At 72.6% G+C, this 16,205-nt stretch carries 17 protein-coding genes; 6 read left to right on the top strand and 11 right to left on the bottom strand.

Translation table 11 applies throughout. The features are described 5' to 3' along the window. The first annotated feature begins 62 nt into the window (after nucleotides 1-62). Entirely contained in the window at nucleotides 63-1,478 is a 1,416-nt protein-coding gene (gene purB / locus HMPREF3159_RS05505; protein WP_141748087.1) for an adenylosuccinate lyase, read from the top strand. A gap of 106 nt (nucleotides 1,479-1,584) precedes the next feature. Here purB and HMPREF3159_RS05500 read toward each other — a convergent pair whose 3' ends face one another. Continuing rightward, on the bottom strand, nucleotides 1,585-2,310 hold the full coding sequence (locus HMPREF3159_RS05500) for an SDR family oxidoreductase (protein ID WP_070500037.1): 726 nt from the start codon (nucleotides 2,308-2,310) through the stop codon (nucleotides 1,585-1,587). Nucleotides 2,311-2,346: 36 nt separating this feature from the next. Here HMPREF3159_RS05500 and HMPREF3159_RS05495 point away from each other — a divergent pair, with 36 nt between their 5' ends. Next, complete coding sequence (locus HMPREF3159_RS05495) at nucleotides 2,347-3,114, top strand: CPBP family intramembrane glutamic endopeptidase (protein ID WP_070500036.1); 768 nt, start codon at nucleotides 2,347-2,349, stop codon at nucleotides 3,112-3,114. Nucleotides 3,115-3,124: 10 nt separating this feature from the next. On the opposite strand, the gene HMPREF3159_RS05490 is transcribed toward HMPREF3159_RS05495, so the two are convergent. The 10 genes from HMPREF3159_RS05490 to mshD form a co-directional block, all read right to left on the bottom strand. After that, the gene (locus HMPREF3159_RS05490) at nucleotides 3,125-3,451 is read right to left on the bottom strand and encodes a rhodanese-like domain-containing protein (RefSeq protein ID WP_010549566.1); all 327 of its coding nucleotides are present in this window, start codon (nucleotides 3,449-3,451) and stop codon (nucleotides 3,125-3,127) included. Nucleotides 3,452-3,516: 65 nt separating this feature from the next. After that, a complete protein-coding gene (locus HMPREF3159_RS05485; protein WP_070500034.1) occupies nucleotides 3,517-4,878 on the bottom strand; it encodes an FtsX-like permease family protein in 1,362 nt (453 codons plus the stop codon). Beyond that, complete coding sequence (locus HMPREF3159_RS05480; RefSeq protein WP_070500033.1) at nucleotides 4,875-5,651, bottom strand: ABC transporter ATP-binding protein; 777 nt, start codon at nucleotides 5,649-5,651, stop codon at nucleotides 4,875-4,877. Before HMPREF3159_RS05480 ends, HMPREF3159_RS05485 begins: the two co-directional genes overlap by 4 nt. Nucleotides 5,652-5,883: 232 nt before the next feature. Continuing rightward, nucleotides 5,884-6,669, bottom strand: a complete 786-nt coding sequence (gene pstB, locus HMPREF3159_RS05475; RefSeq protein WP_010549563.1) for a phosphate ABC transporter ATP-binding protein PstB — start codon at nucleotides 6,667-6,669, stop codon at nucleotides 5,884-5,886. 29 nt (nucleotides 6,670-6,698) lie between these two features. Continuing rightward, on the bottom strand, nucleotides 6,699-7,865 hold the full coding sequence (gene pstA / locus HMPREF3159_RS05470; RefSeq protein WP_070500032.1) for a phosphate ABC transporter permease PstA: 1,167 nt from the start codon (nucleotides 7,863-7,865) through the stop codon (nucleotides 6,699-6,701). Between the two features lie 10 nt (nucleotides 7,866-7,875). Continuing rightward, nucleotides 7,876-8,838 (bottom strand): phosphate ABC transporter permease subunit PstC, encoded by a 963-nt coding sequence (gene pstC / locus HMPREF3159_RS05465; protein ID WP_070500031.1) that lies wholly within the window; start codon nucleotides 8,836-8,838, stop codon nucleotides 7,876-7,878. A 120-nt stretch (nucleotides 8,839-8,958) separates the two neighbouring features. Next, entirely contained in the window at nucleotides 8,959-10,098 is a 1,140-nt protein-coding gene (gene pstS, locus HMPREF3159_RS05460; RefSeq protein ID WP_070500030.1) for a phosphate ABC transporter substrate-binding protein PstS, read from the bottom strand. A gap of 219 nt (nucleotides 10,099-10,317) precedes the next feature. Next, nucleotides 10,318-10,923 carry a DUF4190 domain-containing protein gene (locus HMPREF3159_RS05455; RefSeq protein WP_070500029.1) on the bottom strand — a complete coding sequence of 202 codons (606 nt, stop codon included), beginning with the start codon at nucleotides 10,921-10,923 and terminating at the stop codon, nucleotides 10,318-10,320. Between the two features lie 22 nt (nucleotides 10,924-10,945). Continuing rightward, complete coding sequence (locus HMPREF3159_RS05450; protein WP_070500028.1) at nucleotides 10,946-11,896, bottom strand: NUDIX hydrolase; 951 nt, start codon at nucleotides 11,894-11,896, stop codon at nucleotides 10,946-10,948. After that, the gene (mshD, locus tag HMPREF3159_RS05445; RefSeq protein ID WP_070500027.1) at nucleotides 11,893-12,780 is read right to left on the bottom strand and encodes a mycothiol synthase; all 888 of its coding nucleotides are present in this window, start codon (nucleotides 12,778-12,780) and stop codon (nucleotides 11,893-11,895) included. The genes HMPREF3159_RS05450 and mshD overlap by 4 nt, the downstream gene beginning before the upstream one ends. Nucleotides 12,781-12,928: 148 nt before the next feature. Here mshD and HMPREF3159_RS05440 point away from each other — a divergent pair, with 148 nt between their 5' ends. The 4 genes from HMPREF3159_RS05440 to HMPREF3159_RS05425 all read left to right on the top strand — a co-directional run bounded on the left by HMPREF3159_RS05440 (nucleotide 12,929) and on the right by HMPREF3159_RS05425 (nucleotide 16,109). Further along, nucleotides 12,929-13,678 (top strand): hypothetical protein, encoded by a 750-nt coding sequence (locus tag HMPREF3159_RS05440; RefSeq protein ID WP_070500026.1) that lies wholly within the window; start codon nucleotides 12,929-12,931, stop codon nucleotides 13,676-13,678. A 137-nt stretch (nucleotides 13,679-13,815) separates the two neighbouring features. Then, complete coding sequence (locus tag HMPREF3159_RS05435) at nucleotides 13,816-14,457, top strand: heme-binding beta-barrel domain-containing protein (RefSeq protein WP_070500025.1); 642 nt, start codon at nucleotides 13,816-13,818, stop codon at nucleotides 14,455-14,457. Continuing rightward, nucleotides 14,450-15,583: a CAF17-like 4Fe-4S cluster assembly/insertion protein YgfZ gene (locus HMPREF3159_RS05430; RefSeq protein ID WP_070500024.1), complete on the top strand. Its 1,134-nt coding sequence runs from the start codon at nucleotides 14,450-14,452 to the stop codon at nucleotides 15,581-15,583. Before HMPREF3159_RS05435 ends, HMPREF3159_RS05430 begins: the two co-directional genes overlap by 8 nt. Nucleotides 15,584-15,674: 91 nt before the next feature. Then, on the top strand, nucleotides 15,675-16,109 hold the full coding sequence (locus tag HMPREF3159_RS05425) for a hypothetical protein (protein ID WP_070500023.1): 435 nt from the start codon (nucleotides 15,675-15,677) through the stop codon (nucleotides 16,107-16,109). Nucleotides 16,110-16,205: the final 96 nt, after the last annotated feature.

Here is a 16,205-nt window from a genome sequence, read left to right as displayed (position 1 = left end):
CCCCGCGCCCGCCCGTCGGGCCCGGCGGCGCGGGCGCGCGCGATTCTGGGAGAATGACCGCCATGGCTCATTCCTTCGCGGACATCACTCCCCCGATCGCCCTCACCCCGCTCGACGGCCGCTACCGCGGCCAGGTCGCGCCGCTGGTCGACCACCTCTCCGAGGCGGCGCTGAACCGCTCCCGCCTGGTGGTGGAGACCGAGTGGATGATCCACCTGCTGGACGGCGAGGTGATCCCCGGCCTGCGCACCCTGACCGACGAGGAGCGGGCGCTGCTGCGCGCGATCCCGGAGGACTTCGGCGCCGACGGCATCGCCGAGCACGCCGAGATCGAGCGGGAGACCGTCCACGACGTCAAGGCGATCGAGTACTACATCAAGCGCCGCCTGGCCGGCACCTCCCTCGAGCCGCTCGCCGAGGTGGTGCACATCTACTGCACCAGCGAGGACGTCAACAACCTCGCCTACGCGCTGATGATCCGCGGAGCCGTGCACGAGGTGTGGCTTCCCGCCTTCGAGGCGCTGATCGGCGACCTCGAGGCCCTCGCCCGCGAGACCGCCGAGGTGCCGATGCTCTCGCGCACCCACGGCCAGGCCGCGACCCCCACCACCCTCGGCAAGGAGATGGCGGTCTTCGCGCACCGCCTGGGCCGCCAGGCCCACCGCATCCCCGCGAACCAGATGCTCGGCAAGATCAACGGCGCGACCGGCACCTACGCCGCGCACGCCGTGTCCGTGCCGGGCGCGGACTGGGAGCGCATCGCGCGCACCTTCGTGGAGCACCTGGGCCTGACCTGGAACCCGCTGACCACGCAGATCGAGTCCCACGACTGGCAGGCCGAGGTCTACGCCGACATCGCCCGCGCCGGCCGGATCCTGCACAACCTGGCCACCGACGTGTGGACCTACATCTCGCTGGGCTACTTCCGCCAGCGCCTGTCCGCGCAGGGCGGCACCGGCTCCTCGACCATGCCCCACAAGGTCAACCCCATCCGCTTCGAGAACGCGGAGGCGAACCTGGAGATCTCCGGCGCGCTGCTGGACGTGCTCTCCCAGACCCTGGTCACCTCTCGCCTGCAGCGCGACCTCACCGACTCGACCACGCAGCGCAACGTCGGCCCGGCGCTGGGCCACTCGCTGCTCGCGATCGCGAACATCCGCAAGGGCCTGGCGGGCCTGGACGTCGACGCCGACGCGATGGCCGCGGACCTCGAGGGCAACTGGGAGGTGCTCGGCGAGGCGGTGCAGTCCGTGATGCGCACCCTGGGCGTGCAGGGCCACGAGGGCCTGGACAACCCCTACGAGCGGCTGAAGGACCTCACCCGCGGCCACCGCGTGGACGGGGAGGGGATGCGCGAGTTCATCTCCTCGCTCGGCCTTCCCGAGGCGGAGCAGGAGCGGCTGCTGGCCCTGACCCCGCAGACCTACGTGGGCCTCGCCGCCGAGCTCGTCGGCCACCTGGACGACCAGCGCGGCTGACGCGCCCCGCACGGCCGACGGCCCCTCCTGCTCGGGCGAGCAGGAGGGGTCGTCCTGACTCCGGCGGACGGGGCCCGGGTCGGGCCGGCCCGTCGGCCGCGCCGGGTCAGCCGATCGCGCGGGGGCGCAGGTCCAGGCTCGTCACCACTGCGTCCTCCGGGGCGCGCAGCACGAAGCCGATCGCCGCGGCGACCGTGGCCGGACGCAGGTACTGCTCGGCCTCGTAGGCGCCCTGCTCGGCGGCGCGCAACTCGTGCTGCATGTCGGTGTCGACCCGGCCGGGGTGGACCGAGCTGACCCGCACTCCGGCGGCGAGCTCCTCCTGACGCAGCGCGTCGGTCCAGGCGCGCAGCGCGAACTTCGAGGCGGAGTAGGCGCCGCGGTCCCCCTTCGCGGCGTAGCCGGAGCCCGAGTTCACGGCGACGACGGTGCCGCGCGCCGCGCGCAGCGCGGGAAGCAGGCGCCGGGTCAGCTCCGAGACGGCGGTGACGTTGACCGCGAAGTTCCGCTCCCAGTCCGCAGGCGTCAGCTCCTCGACGGAGCCGTTCACCAGGATTCCCGCGGAGTGGACGAGGCCAGCGAGTCCTTCCTCGAGGGCGAGGCCGGTCAGCGCCCGGTCGAGATCGGCGGGGTCGGTGAGCTCGGCGACGAAGGGCTCGGCCGACGGGAGCTCCGCGGCGAGCGCGGCGAGCGCCTGCTCGTCCCGCCCGCCCAGCAGCAGGTGGTGGTCGGCGGCGAGCTCGTGCGCGACGGCGCGGCCGATGCCCCGGTTCGCGCCCGTGACCAGGACGACGGGACGGGAGGTGCGGGCAGCGGGATGCGAGGCAGTCATGGGATCGAGTCTGGCACGGAGCCGGGGTGAGAGCATGTGCGCGTGGAGACGTGGAGACCGAGCCCGGCCTGGCTGCGCACCGAGGTGCTCATCGTGCTGGCGCTCTCGCTGGGGCGCAGCGCCGTGTACTCGCTGATCGCGCTGGCCCAGGCCGTCGCCGCCGGCCCCCTCTCCGGCCAGTCGACCTCGCTGAACTCCTCGCTGCGGGAGGATGCGTGGCTGGACCTGATGTACCAGCTGCTCTCGATCGTCTTCGCCCTGGTGCCGGTCGTGCTGGTGGTGCTGCTGCTGGCCGCGACCGCGGGCTCGCTGCGCCAGGCGCTCGGCGACCTCGGACTGGACCTCGCCAGGCCGCTGCGGGACCTGGGCCACGGGCTGCTGATCACCGCCGCGATCGGGGTGCCGGGGCTGGCCGTCTACTACCTGGGTCGGGCGCTGGGCGCGACGGTGGAGGTGGTCCCGGCGGCGCTCGCGACCCACTGGTGGACCACTCCGGTGCTGATCCTCCACGCGCTGAAGAACGCGCTGCTCGAGGAGGTGATCGTGGTCGGCTACCTCTACCAGCGCCTCGAACGGCTCGGCTGGTCGCCGAGTCGGATCCTGCTCGCCTCCGCCCTGCTGCGCGGCGCGTACCACACCTATCAGGGGGTGGGTCCGGGGCTCGTGAACCTGGTGATGGGGCTGGTGTTCGGCGAGTGGTACCGACGCACCCGTCGGACGATGCCGCTGGTCGTGGCGCACACCCTCCTCGACGTGGCCGCGTTCGTGGGCTACGCGCTGCTGAAGGACGTGCTGCCGCTCTGAGGGAGGCGCCTCAGAGGATGAAGGCCTCGCCCTCGCCGTCGGACTCTATCGGCAGCCCGGACTCGAACCACTGGTCCATGCCGCCGCCGACGTTGATCGCGTCGAACCCGTTGGCGTTCAGCCACTGCGCGACCTGGAAGGAGCGTCCGCCGCTGCGGCAGACGATGTACAGGTCCTCGTCCGTCTCCGGGAGCTGCTCGAGGTTCTGCAGGAGCGTGCTCGCCGGGAGGTGCTGGGCGGTGGGGGCGTGCCCGGCATCCCATTCGGCCTGCTCGCGCACGTCGATGAGATGCGCACCCTCGGGCACGTCCTGCGGGGCGACGGTCTGCATGTCCATCACCCCAGCCTAACGGCCGTGCCCCGCCCCGCGGGAAGGCGGGGCGGGGCACGCGGAGGTGCCGCTCAGGCGGTGCGCATCGCGTACCGGCGCACGAGCGGGGAGGCGACGAGCACGGCGAGGATCACCAGGGCGTAGGCCCCGGCGACGCTGACCAGGTAGCGCACCGCCGCGCTCGGATCGGCGGCGCCGGACCCCAGCACCGACAGCACGACGAGCAGGGCGGTGAAGGTCGCCAGCACCGAGCTCAGCAGCACAGGCAGCGTGATCTCCGCGATGCGGGCCCGGTGCAGCTGGCCGACCTCGGCGCCGGCGACGTGCTGGGCTCGCAGCACCGGGGCCTGGTCGATCACCCGCGCGGTCTGCGTGACGCCGGTTCCGACCGCGGCGAGGACCGCCGCGATGCCGAGGGTGAGCAGCCCGCCGGTGGACATGGCGGTGGCCATCATCCGGTCCTCGACCGCACGAGCCCCATCGGCCGGGGTGAGCGTCGCGAGCGTCGTGAGGAAACCCGCGATGACCAGGGCGAAGGTGATCCCGGAGACGGCCCTCCAGCCGGCCTTCGGGTCCGCGGCGAGGCGCCTCGCGCCGACCATCAGCGAGGGGGTCGGGGCCGTGCGCGCCACGAGCAGCGCCACGCCCCAGACGAGGAACGGGCCGACCACGTTCACGCCCGCGACGACCGCGCCGATGAACACGATCATGATCCCGAGGAACAGCATCCCGTCGGCGACCCCACCGAAGATCATCCCGCCCACCTGCATGAACACGAGGAAGCCGAGGATCAGCGCCGCCCAGATCCCCAGTCGGAGCACGGACATCCGCACGGTGCGCGAGTCACGGGCGACGCCGAGAGGGCTGAGCGCCACTGCGGTGAGGGAGACGGCGGCGGAGCCTGCGGCGAGCAGGACCATGCCGATCACCAGCAGCGGATACGCCCACCACGGCATCAGCAGGTCCGCGGTGGTGAACGGAGCGATCCCGAAGTCGAGCGCGGTCAGGGGCGGGGTCACGACCAGGTGCAGCACCACGCCGAGCAGCCCGCCGAGCAGGGCCTGCGCCGCGACGTCGAGGACCGCCACGGCGCCGACCTGGCCGGCGGTGCCGCCGACGAGACGGATCGAGGCGAGGTCCTGCTCGCGCCGGGCGAGCGAGAGCCGCGCTGCGGAGCCGCCGAGGCCGACGGCGCTCGGGATCAGCAGCACCGAGGCGACCATCGCGCAGGAGACCAGGAAGGGGATCAACGAGGCCTCCCCCTCGAAGGCGACCTCGCCGTCGGCGGGGAGGCGGCCGACGAAGGCAGCGGCGCCGCCGAGCACGGTCCCGGTGATCGCAGTCGCCGCGGCGAAGGCGATCACGGGCAGGACGTCGGCGAGGGCGCCGCGGCGGCGCAGCAGGAGCGGGGCGGAGGCGAGCAGGGCGTTCATCGGGCGTCCCCCGTGCCCTGCGCGCCCTCGGGACGCACGTACTCGCGGGCGATCCGGCCGTCGCGCATCGCGACGGTGCGCCGGCAGGCCGCGGCGACCTTGGCATCGTGGGTGACCATGACCAGGCTCGCGCCGGTCTCGGCGCACGCGTCGACGAGCGTCGCGAGGACGGACTGTCCGGTCTCCTGGTCCAGGGCGCCGGTGGGCTCGTCGGCGAAGACGACCGACGGACGACCCGCGAGCGCGCGGGCGACCGCGACGCGCTGGGCCTGGCCGCCGGAGAGCTGGGTCGGACGGCGGTGGTGCATCCCGGCGAGGCCGAGCCGGTCCAGCCAGGCGGTGGCCTCGGCGGTCGCGGCACGGCGCGAGGTGCCGCCGAGCATGCGCGGGAGGACCACGTTCTCGACCGCGGTCAGCTCGGGCAGCAGCTGGCCGTCCTGGAAGACGAAGCCGAACTCGCTGCGGCGCAGCAGGGTGCGCCGGCGGTCCCCGAGCTCGGCGAGGGACTCGCCGTCCAGGCGCACCGTCCCGGAGGTCGGGGCGAGGATGCCGGCGAGCACGTGCAGCAGGGTGGTCTTGCCGCAGCCGGAGGGGCCCATCACGGCGAGGGAGTCGGCGCGGGCGATGTCGAGGTCCACGCCGTCGAGGGCCCGGGTGGCGGTCTGGTCGCTGCCGTAGGTGCGCACGAGCCCGCGGGCGGAGAGGACCGGCGTGGGAGGGGCGGGCGCCGACGGGACGGCGGAGGGATGCGAGGCAGGGGGTGCGAAGTTCATGTCCCCCACGATCCGCCGCAGACCCCTCCCACCGCGTCCACCCGGGGATCGGTTCCGCACAGGCGGCGTCCGACCGTGGGATGACGCCCGGATGCGACCGTCGGCCCCGCGACGACGGAGCGCCGGGACCCGGGCGCATGGCCCTGGGCCCCGGCGCTCCTCGCCAGTACGTCGATCAGACTCCGTCTGCCCGGCTGATCTCCTACCGGCTCGTCCCTCGCCAGTACGTCGATCAGCCGAAGCGGCCGGAGATGTAGTCCTCGGTCTGCTTGTTGCTGGGGTTGGTGAAGATCGTGTCGGTGTCGTCGATCTCGATGAGGTGCCCGGGCTTGCCGGTGCCGGCGATGTTGAAGAAGCCGGTGCGGTCGGAGACGCGGGACGCCTGCTGCATGTTGTGCGTGACGATGACGATCGTGTACTCCTCCTTCAGCTCGTGGATGAGGTCCTCGATCGCGAGGGTGGAGATCGGGTCGAGCGCCGAGCAGGGCTCGTCCATGAGGACGACCTCGGGCTTGACCGCGATGGTGCGGGCGATGCACAGACGCTGCTGCTGACCGCCGGACAGGCCCATGCCAGGCTTGTCCAGACGGTCCTTGACCTCGTTCCAGAGGTTCGCGCCCTTCAGCGCGCGCTCGACCAGCTCGTCGGCCGCGGACTTCGAGATCCGGCGGTTGTTGAGCTTCACACCTGCGAGCACGTTGTCGCGGATCGACATGGTCGGGAAGGGGTTGGCCTTCTGGAACACCATGCCGACGCGGCGACGCACGTTGACCGGGTCGACCTTGGCGTCGTAGATGTCCTCGCCGTTGATCTCGACCTTGCCCTTCGCATACGCGCCGGGGATGACCTCGTGCATGCGGTTCAGCGTGCGCAGGAAGGTCGACTTGCCGCAGCCGGAGGGGCCGATGAGAGCCGTGACCGAACGGGGCCGGATCTGCACGTCGACACCCTCGACGGCGAGGAAGTCGCCGTAGTAGATGTTCAGGTCCTCGACGTTGATGGGCTGGGGGGCTGCCATCAGATGTCCTTTCGCGTGGGTGGCCCGGCTCAGCGGCTGAGCTTCGGGGAGAAGTAGTGGCTGATCATGCGCGCGATGATGTTCAGGATCATCACGATCACGATCAGGGTGAAGGCGGCCGCCCAGGCGCGGTCGATGTTGGTGCTGACCGCACAGGCGTACACCTCCTGGTTGATCGGGTTGGTGACCGTGTCCGACATGCAGTTCGCGTTGCCGTTGCGGTACTGCTGGTTGATGAAGGTGGGCAGGGTCGCCATGCGGCCGTCGAACATGTTCCAGTTCACCGAGGTGACCATGCCGACCGTGAGCAGCAGCGGCGCGGTCTCGCCGATGACGCGGGCGATGGCGAGGGTGATGCCGGTGGTCAGGCCCGCGATCGCGGTGCGCAGCACGACCTTGACGATCGTGAGCCACTTGGGCACGCCGAGCGCGTAGGCGGCCTCGCGCAGGTCCATGGGGACCAGGCGGAGCATCTCCTCGCTGTTGCGGACCACGGTGGGGATCATCAGCAGCGAGAGCGCGACCGCGCCCATGATGCCCATGCGCACGGACTGATCGGGCATGAAGGCGATGAACACCGCCAGGCCGAACAGTCCCGCCACGATCGAGGGGATGCCGGTCATGACGTCGACGAGGAAGGTGACGCCCCTGCCGAGGGTCCGCTTCCAGCCCACATTCGCGTATTCGACCAGGAAGATCGCGGTGAACAGGCCGACGGGGATCGAGATGATCGAGGCCCACAGCGTGATCAGCAGCGTGCCGACGATCGCGTGGAAGACGCCGCCGGCATCCGCGCCGCCGATGATGCCGGACATGTCCTGGGTCCAGAACGCGAAGGTCGTCGGCTTCGCGGCGATCACGCGGGTCAGGCCGCGGGAGATCACGGACCACAGCAGCGACAGCAGCGGGAACATCGAGATCGCGAACGCGCCGATGACCAGCAGGGTCATCAGCCGGTCGGTCGCCCATCGGGGGCCCTCGCGCAGGAGCGAGTAGCCCCAGCCGAAGAGCAGGTGGAGGACGAATCCCAGCAGGATGGCGCTGGTGACAGAGAGAGCGCCGGCGATCGCCAGCACGGCGATGGCGACCAGGAGGCCCGCGATCCCGGTGAAGACGAGGTGGTACCAGGGCAGGCGGCGCTCGTCGCGGGGGCGGTGGACCGAGGGCTCGGTCCGCACGGTGGTGGGGGTGCTCATGGGGGACCTCTCAGCTCTTGGGGCCGCTGCGGGCGACGATCCACCGGGCGATGGCGTTGATGACGAAGGTCAGCACGAACAGCACCAGGCCGGTGAAGATGAGCAGGGACATGTCGACGCCGGAGGCCTCCGCCTGCTTCGAGGCGATGTTCGCGGCGATCGAGTTGTGGCGGCCGACCTCGAGGATGTGCAGGGAGAAGGTCGCGCCGGGCGCGAGGATCATCAGCACGGCCATGGTCTCGCCGAGCGCACGGCCGAGGCCCAGCATCGACGCGGCGACCACGCCGCCGCGGCCGAAGGGCAGCACGACGGTGCGGATGGTCTCCCAGCGGGTGGCGCCGAGCGCGAGCGCGGCCTCCTCCTGCAGGCGCGGGGTCTGCAGGAAGACCTCGCGGGAGACCGCGGTGATGATCGGCAGGACCATGACGGCCAGGACCACGGAGGCGGAGGCGAGGTTCCGCATCGGCGCCGTCGGCTCGCCGGCGAACAGCGGGATCCAGCCGAAGTAGGTGTTGAGGAAGACGTAGAGCGGCTCGAGCTTGGGGACCAGCCACACACCGCCCCACAGGCCGTAGACGACCGAGGGCACGGCGGCGAGCAGGTCGATCATGTAGCCGAGCGCCGAGGCCAGGCGGCGCGGCGCGAAGTGCGAGATGAACAGGGCGACGCCGAGGGAGATCGGGATCGCGATCACCAGCGCGATCGCGGCGGCGAGCACGGTGCCGAACACGAGCGGCAGGGAGTACTCGATCAGCGAGAAGTCCGCGGTGCCGGAGAACTCCCGGCTCGCGATGATCGCGGGGAGGGACTCCAGGGTGAGGAAGATGGCCACCGCGGCGAGGGTGACGAAGATGAGGAGCCCGGAGCCGACGCTCAGGGCGTTGAAGAGCGAGTCGCCGAAGCGGCGGCCACCGGACTTCATGGAGGCGGGCGGGGCCGATGCCGCGTCCGGTTCGATGTCAGCTGTGCTCATGGGGACCTTCCTCCGAGCTCACGGTTCGCGCACGGTGCGCTGGCCGGGGTGATGACGGCGGGGACAGCGATGTCGCCGGGCCGGTACGGCCCGGCGACATGCTGTCGTGAGGCGGCGGGATCAGCCGACGGTGATGCCGTCGATCGCAGCCTGGGCCTCGGTGCGCAGCTCCTCGGAGATCGGGGCGGAGCCGGCGGCCTCGGCGGAGGTGGCCTGGCCCTCCTCGGAGATCATGTAGGAGGCGTAGGCCTTGACGGCCTCGCCCTGTGCGGAGTCCGCGTAGGAGCCGCACAGTGCGAGGTAGGAGACGAGCACGATCGGGTAGACGCCGGCCTCCTCGGTGGTGCGGTCGAGCTCCACGACGATGTCGTTCTCCTCGCGGCCCTCCTCGCGCGGGGAGACGTCGACGGCCTTGGCGGCGGCATCGGCGCTGTACTCGACGAACTCGTCGCCGACCTGGATCGCGGCGGTGCCGAGATTGCCGGCCTGCGAGGCGTCGGCGTAGCCGATGGTGCCGTTGCCGCCCTCGACGGTGGAGATCAGGCCGGAGGTGCCGTCGCCGGACTGGCCGCCGTCGATGGGCCAGGTCTCGACCGGGCCGTGGGTCCACGCGTCGGGCGCGGTCTCCGAGAGGTACTCGGTGAAGTTCTCGGTGGTGCCCGAGTCGTCGGAGCGGTGGACCGGCACGATGTCCAGGTCGGGCAGGTCGGCGTCCGGGTTCGACTCGGCGATCGCCGGGTCGTTCCACTTGGTGATGTCGCCCGCGAAGATCCCGGCGATGACCTCGGGGGTCAGGTTCAGGGAGTCGACGCCCTCGAGGTTGAAGACCACGGCGATCGGGGAGATGTAGACCGGCAGGTCGAAGGCCTGCGAGTCGTTGCACACCTCGGCGGACTTGGTGAGCTCCTCCTCGTCCAGGGCGGCGTCGGTGCCGGCGAACTGCACCTGGCCGGAGAGGAACTGCTCACGGCCGGTGCCGGAGCCGGTGGGGTCGTAGGTGACCGTGAGGTCGCCGCCCTCGGCCTGGGTGAGGCCCATGAAGGACTCGGTCCACGCGGTCTGGGCGTTCTGCATCGAGGACGCGCCCGAGCCGGCGAGGTTGCCGGAGAGCTCCGCGTAGCCGCCTGCCGCGCCGCCGCCGCCGTCGGAGGCGCCGTCCGTGCCGCCGTTCTCCGAGCCGCCGCCGCACGCGGACAGCGCGAGGCCGCCGACGAGTCCGAGCGCTGCGAGCGAGACGAGCTTGTTCTTGCGAACGTTCACTGCGAGTCCTTTCGGGGCCTTCGGCCCGGGTTCACACCTGCTGACGTCTGTCAGCGGCGAACCTAGGGAGGAGAGATGACGCGGGGCCCGTCGTTGTGTGAACACCAGGTGAACAGCCCTCCCGCTCCCATGAACTCGCAGGTCATGGCCGGATTACGAACGGATCACACTCCCGTTTCGTCCGACTTCCAGTGGGCTGGGACACGTTCGGCATACCCCTCAGTAGCCGGAGCTGGCGGCCACCCCTGCGATCACGAACATGACCACGAAGTAGGCGATGATGAGCAGCAGCGCGACCGTGCCGATGATCGAGAGGATCAGCCCGGTGATCGTGAGCCCACGGCCTCCCTTCGGCGGGGTCGCGGTCGGGGACGTCTCCCGCATGCCCAGGATCGACAGCACCAGGCCGACGGGCGAGACGAGCGTTCCGCACAGGGTGAGCCCGAGCAGGCCGACCACGAAGCCGGCGATCCCGAGCCCTGAGCTCGGCGGCGGCGCGACGGCGTGGCCCGGGGCGGTGTAGTTGCCCTGGGACAGCCCCGAGGACAGGGAGACGTAGGGATCCTGCACCCCGCCGCCGAACTGCGGCGCACCGTGCGGATCGGCCGCGCCCTGCTGCTCCGCAGTGCCGTACGGATCTGCCGTGCCGTACGGATCTGCCGTGCCGTACGGGTCCGCAGCGCCGTGCTGCTCCGCACTGCCGTACGGGTCCGCCGCACCATGTTCCCCCGCACTGCCGTACGGGTCCGCCGACGCCGTGGACCCGTACGGATCGTGCCGCTCCGACGAGGGCCCGTACGGGTCCTGCCCCCACTGCGTGCTCATCCGTGCTCTCTCCAGTCCGTCGTCAGCCGATGTTCGGCAGGTGTCGTTCGATCGCCACCACGACGCCCTCGGGCGTGACGTGCAGCAGCAGGGCCTCGCCGGCGGCGAGATAGGGGTCCTCGCGCGGCAGCTCGAGGGCCGCGCCGGGTCGAGAGACCCGGCGCACCGCCTCGATGACCGTGGGGAGCACAGGACGGTGCGTGCACACGACCGTCGGCCGCGCCTCGCTCAGCACCCGATCGATGACCGCCTCGGTGCGGGAGGGGTGCTCCGCGTGGCCGGCCTCGGTGAGCTCGCTCTTGGTCCGCACCGTGAGGCCCTCGTTCTTCGCCAGCGGCTCGACGGTGCTCAGGCACCGCTCCCACGGGCTGCTCACCACGCTCGCCGGGTCGAAGGCGTCCAGCAGCGGCGGGAGGGCCTTGGCCTGCTTCTTCCCCTTCGAGTTCAAGGGGCGGGCCCCCTCCCCGCGGCGCCACTTCGACCGGGAGACCGCCGCGCCGTGGCGCTGGATCACGACGGGCGCCGTGCGCAGCTCCCCGGCCTCCGCGAAGCGTCGCAGCGACTGCAGGAGGACCTGGTCGCCCTGGCGCGCGACCATCCCCTCGGCCTCCGCCAGCGGGACCCAGCGGACCTTGTCGATCTCGGCGGCGTTCTCCGGACCGGGCGCGACCTTCGCCCGGACCGTGCCGAGCCAGTACTGGACGATCTTGGTGCGCCCGTCCGGCAGCAGGTACACGGAGGCGGGCAGCGGCCGGTGCAGGCGCACCCGGTAGCCGGTCTCCTCGGCGACCTCCCGCACCGCGGCCGCGGGGAAGGTCTCGCCCTTGTCGAGCTTGCCCTTGGGGACCGACCAGTCGTCGTAGCGGGGCCGGTGCACGAGCAGCACCTGGAGCTTCCCGCCCTTCTCGCGCCAGGCGAGAGCGCCGGCGGCGAGGACGGGAGGCGGTTTGCCCGGGCCGACGCTCACGCTCATGCCGAGGCCGCTGCGGGACGGCGCATCTGCACGTCGCGGCCCGAGACCTCGAAGCCCCAGCGCTCGTACAGGCGCAGCGCGGCGGTGTTGTCCGCCTCGACGTAGAGCTCGACGCCGGGGACCCCGTCCTCGGCCAGGCGACGCAGCGCGGTCGCCAGCAGCACCGCCGCGATGCGGTGCCCCTGCACCGCCGGGTCGGTCGCCACGACGTAGATCTCGGCGTCGGCGTCCGTCGCGCCGGGCCGCTCCCGCTTGACCCAGACGAATCCGATCAGCTCCCCGTCGCGACGGGCGACGACCATGTCCTCGGCGTCGAACCAGGGCTGGGCGAGGCGCTGGTCCAGGTCCGCGCGGGTGAGCGCCCCCTGCTCGGGATGGGAGGCGAAGGCGCGGGAGTTGACCCCCACCCAGGCGTCCGCGTCGCGCGCCGGATCGAAGACGCCCAGGGTCAGCCCGGGCAGGGAGGACTCGGGCACGGGCTCGAGCGCGGCATCGGCTCCGAGCGCGCGGTGCAGGGTGAGCAGGCGGCGCGTCTCGACGAGCCCGGCCGCGGAGAGGAAGGCGAGGGAGCCCTCGAGCGCGCCGTGCGCCCAGACCCCGGCGTCGGGCCGGTCGGAGAGCGCGGCCTCGAGCAGGGCGGTGCCGAGGCCGCGGCGGCGCACCTCCGGGCGCACCATCCCCTGGACGGTGCCGTCGGCGAGCACGCCGGCGTAGGCGACCGCGCGGTCCCCCTCGAGGCGGAGCAGGTGCCGGGCGCCGTCGCCGTCGAGCGCGAGGCTCGCCGCCTCGTCGAGCGGCGAGACGCCGTCGTGCGCGGTCACCGCGCCGAGCAGATCGAGGATCTGGTCACGGTGCTCCTGTGACAGCTCGGCCGTGGAGATCATGGGGTCCTTCCGGGACGACGGACGGCGGTGTTGAGCGGCACGAGTATGCCTCCACCTGCGGGCACTCGTAGACTGCCACTGTAGCGCCGCGGACCTCGAGCCGTCGGCGACCCATCGAGCGACCGGCAGAGACAGCGAGGGAGGCCCCGTGACCGCTCCCGAGCGCGCACCCCTCGGCGCCGCCCTCGCGCTGCTCCTGGCGCTCGTCTCGCTCACCGGCCCCCTCTCCCCCGTGCTGATGGCGACCTCCGTCGCCCTGCTCGGGCTGCTGATCGGGATCTCCTGGCCCGGGCTGCTCGAGCTGCCCTCCGCGATCGGGACCCGCGTGGTCGTCGCCGGCATCGGGATCGGCGGCGCGCTGGTCGCGGTCCTCGTCCCCGAGCGCCTCACCCCCGTCTCCGCGATCGTGATGCTGTGCGCGGTGGGGATCTTCGCCTCCTTCGTCCATCAGATGCTCCGGCGCGACCGCCGCGACCTCACCTCCTCGCTCACGGGCACGGTCGCCGGGGTCCTCCTCGCCGGGCTCGCCGCGACCTGGGTGATCGCCCAGGTCGACGCCCAGGCCTCCGGGAGCACGGCCGTGGTCACCGCCGTCGCGACGGGCCTCGCCGCGACGCTGCTGCTGGACTGGACGCCGCTGCCCGCGCTGCCCCGCTTCGTGCTCTCGGTGGCGGTGGGGGCAGGTCTGACGTGCCTGCTCGCGGTGTCGCTGGCCCCGCTCGCCCTGCCGATCGCGGTGATGCTGGGCATGGCGACGGCGATCGGGGCGAGCAGCGCGCATCTGCTGGTGGGCTCCTCGCTCGTCGCGCACGAGCCGGTCCCCTCGCTGGCGGTGGCGGCGGTGCCGGTGGCGACCGTGGGCGTCCTCGCGCATCTCGCGATCACACTGTTCGGCTGACGACGGTAGACTCGTCTCCATGTCTGCGCTGTCGCTGTTCTTCCTCGCCCTCGTCGTCCTGGTGGGCATCCTCGTCCTCGGCTTCTCCGTGCTGGTGATCAGCCGCCTGTTCAACCACTGAGCGCCCCGCGGCACCGATGCCCATCACGCTCGACCCCTCCCTCCCCCGCTCCCTGTACCCGCTCGCCTGGCTGATCGGCGAGTGGGAAGGCAGCGGTGCCCTCGCCGCCACGTCCCCGGGCACCCCTGACGTGCGCATCGAGCAGCGCCTCGTGTGCACCGCCCAGGATGACGGCACCCTCGCCTGGCGCTCGACGATCCACCGGGTCGACGCGCCCGCTCCGCTGCCGCCCACGAGCGCCTTCGCCCGCACGGAGGACGGGGACGAGGACGCCCCCGCCGCGCCGTCGACCGGCGAGCGGAGCCTGCTGCACCGCGAGGACGGCGTGTGGACCGTCGGCGATCTCCTGGCCGGACAGGACCGCGCCGCCGCCGAGGCGGCACGCCCCGGCAGCCCCGAGGGGCAGCTCTCCCATCATCTGGAAGCGCGCTTCGAGCGCCGCGGCGAGGCCGCGGAGACCTGGCGCGGCGAGGTCCGCGGGCCGCGCCTGCAGCTCGCCCTGCCCGGCGCCGACGGCGAGGTCGCCGCGACGCGCATGGTCGGCTACATCTCCGGACGCCTCATGTGGCTCTGGGAGCAGCGCGACCCCGCCCCCGAGGGTGCGCCCGGCGAGACGGCGCTCCTCCCCCACCTCTCCCTGGAGCTGCATCGTGTCTGATCCCGTGTCCGGTCCCGTGCGCGAGATCCGCCCCCTGTCCCTGCGCGGCGCGGTCCTCGGCGAGGGCCCGGACGCGTCCGTGCCCGCCCACTACGGCGCCCCGCTGCGCGAGCAGCGACGCCTGCTGGAGCGGGAGGCCGTCGTCGACCTCGGCCAGCTCGAGCTGCTCGAGGTCAGCGGCGCCGACGCCCGCAGCTGGATGACCACGGTCACCACCCAGGTCCTCACCGGCACGCCTGTCGGCACCTCGTCCTCCATGGCGGTGCTCTCCCCGCAGGGCCGCGTCGAGCATCTCGCAGCGGCCGTCGTGATCGGCGAGGAGTCGCTGCTGCTGGTCCTCGACGCCGGGGCGCGCGCGGGACTGCGCCGCTACCTGGAGATGATGCGCTTCGCCGCCCGGGTCGAGATCCTCGATCGCGACGACCTGCGGGTGCTGGGGGCCCTCGTACCGGCGGCCGAGGTGCTCGCGGACCTCGACCTGCCCGAGCCCGTCGCCGTGTGGTCCGAGCCCTGGCCCGAGGTCGCCCCCGGTGGCGTCGCCTACGGCCCTGCGCCCGAGGACCCGGCCGGCCAGGTCCTCTCGGTCTTCCCCGCCGCGGCGCTCGAGGCGCTGCCCTGGCAGGAGCGGCAGCTGGCCGGGATGAGCTCCTGGGAGGCGGTGCGGATCGCGGACCATCGCGCCCGCCAGGCGCGCGAGGTCGACGAGCGCACCATCCCGCACGAGCTCGACCTGCTGCGCACCAGCGTGCACACCGCCAAGGGCTGCTATCGCGGCCAGGAGACCGTCGCGAAGGTGCTGAACCTGGGCCAGCCGCCGCGGCGCCTGGTGATGCTCCATCTCGACGGCTCCCAGGACGTCCCCGTCGCCCCCGGCGGCGAGGTGCGTCTGGGCGGGGCCGACGGGAAGGTCGTCGGCGCCGTCACCTCAGCCGCCCTCCATGCGGACCTCGGCCCGATCGCCCTCGCCGTCGTGCGTCGGGCCGTGCCGCTGGATGCGGCGCTGTCCGTGCAGGTGCTCCTCGGCGAGGCCGACGGCGAGACCGGGGCGCTCTGGATCGACGCCTCTCAGGAGCCGGTCGTAGTGCCTCGCGACCACGGCGAACGCCCCACGACCGCGAAGCTCTGAGCCGCACCTCCACGCTCTTCGCACATCCCCTGCACCGCACCTCCTGCCCGACCCCGCTGTGCTCGGCGCCGCGGCCTGGAAGAATGGCGTCATGAATCCCCAGGCCGAGCAGCAGGAGTGGTCCCGGCACCGACGCGAGGTGGTCGAGGCCAAGGAGCAGGCCCTCCGCGCCGCCCGTGAGGACGAGCACGCACAGGCCACCGCGCTGATCCGTGAGGCGGTGGCCGGCTATCTCGCCGACGGCATCGCCCCGGTGCCGCTGCGGGCTCGGCCCTATCGCGGCAGCGGCACCGTGCGCACCGGCCTGAGCGGCTGGTACCTCAAGCGCGACCGCTCCCTCGCGGTGGATGCGGAGGGCCGCTACTACGTGCTGCGCGTCGAGGGGGGCCTCCTCGCCCGGCTGCGCGGCGAGGCGCCCGAGCCCTCCCCCGCACCGCTCGTCGTCGGGCGCGGCGCCCGCGACGGAGACACCTTCGAGCTCGAGGAGCTGCTGCGCCGTCGGCGCCAGGATCCGGTGCCCGCATGAAGCACTTCTCGCTCACGCCCACCGGGCCGCTGCCCGTCATCGAGCGCGTCCGCGGCGCCCTGTCCGGCCGGCTGCGCGGCGGCGTCTCCCGCGGCC

This window comes from Brachybacterium sp. HMSC06H03 (assembly GCF_001807385.1).
GTDB classification, from domain to species: Bacteria; Actinomycetota; Actinomycetes; order Actinomycetales; family Dermabacteraceae; genus Brachybacterium; species Brachybacterium conglomeratum.
This window is presented reverse-complemented; position numbering and strand designations above follow the sequence as displayed.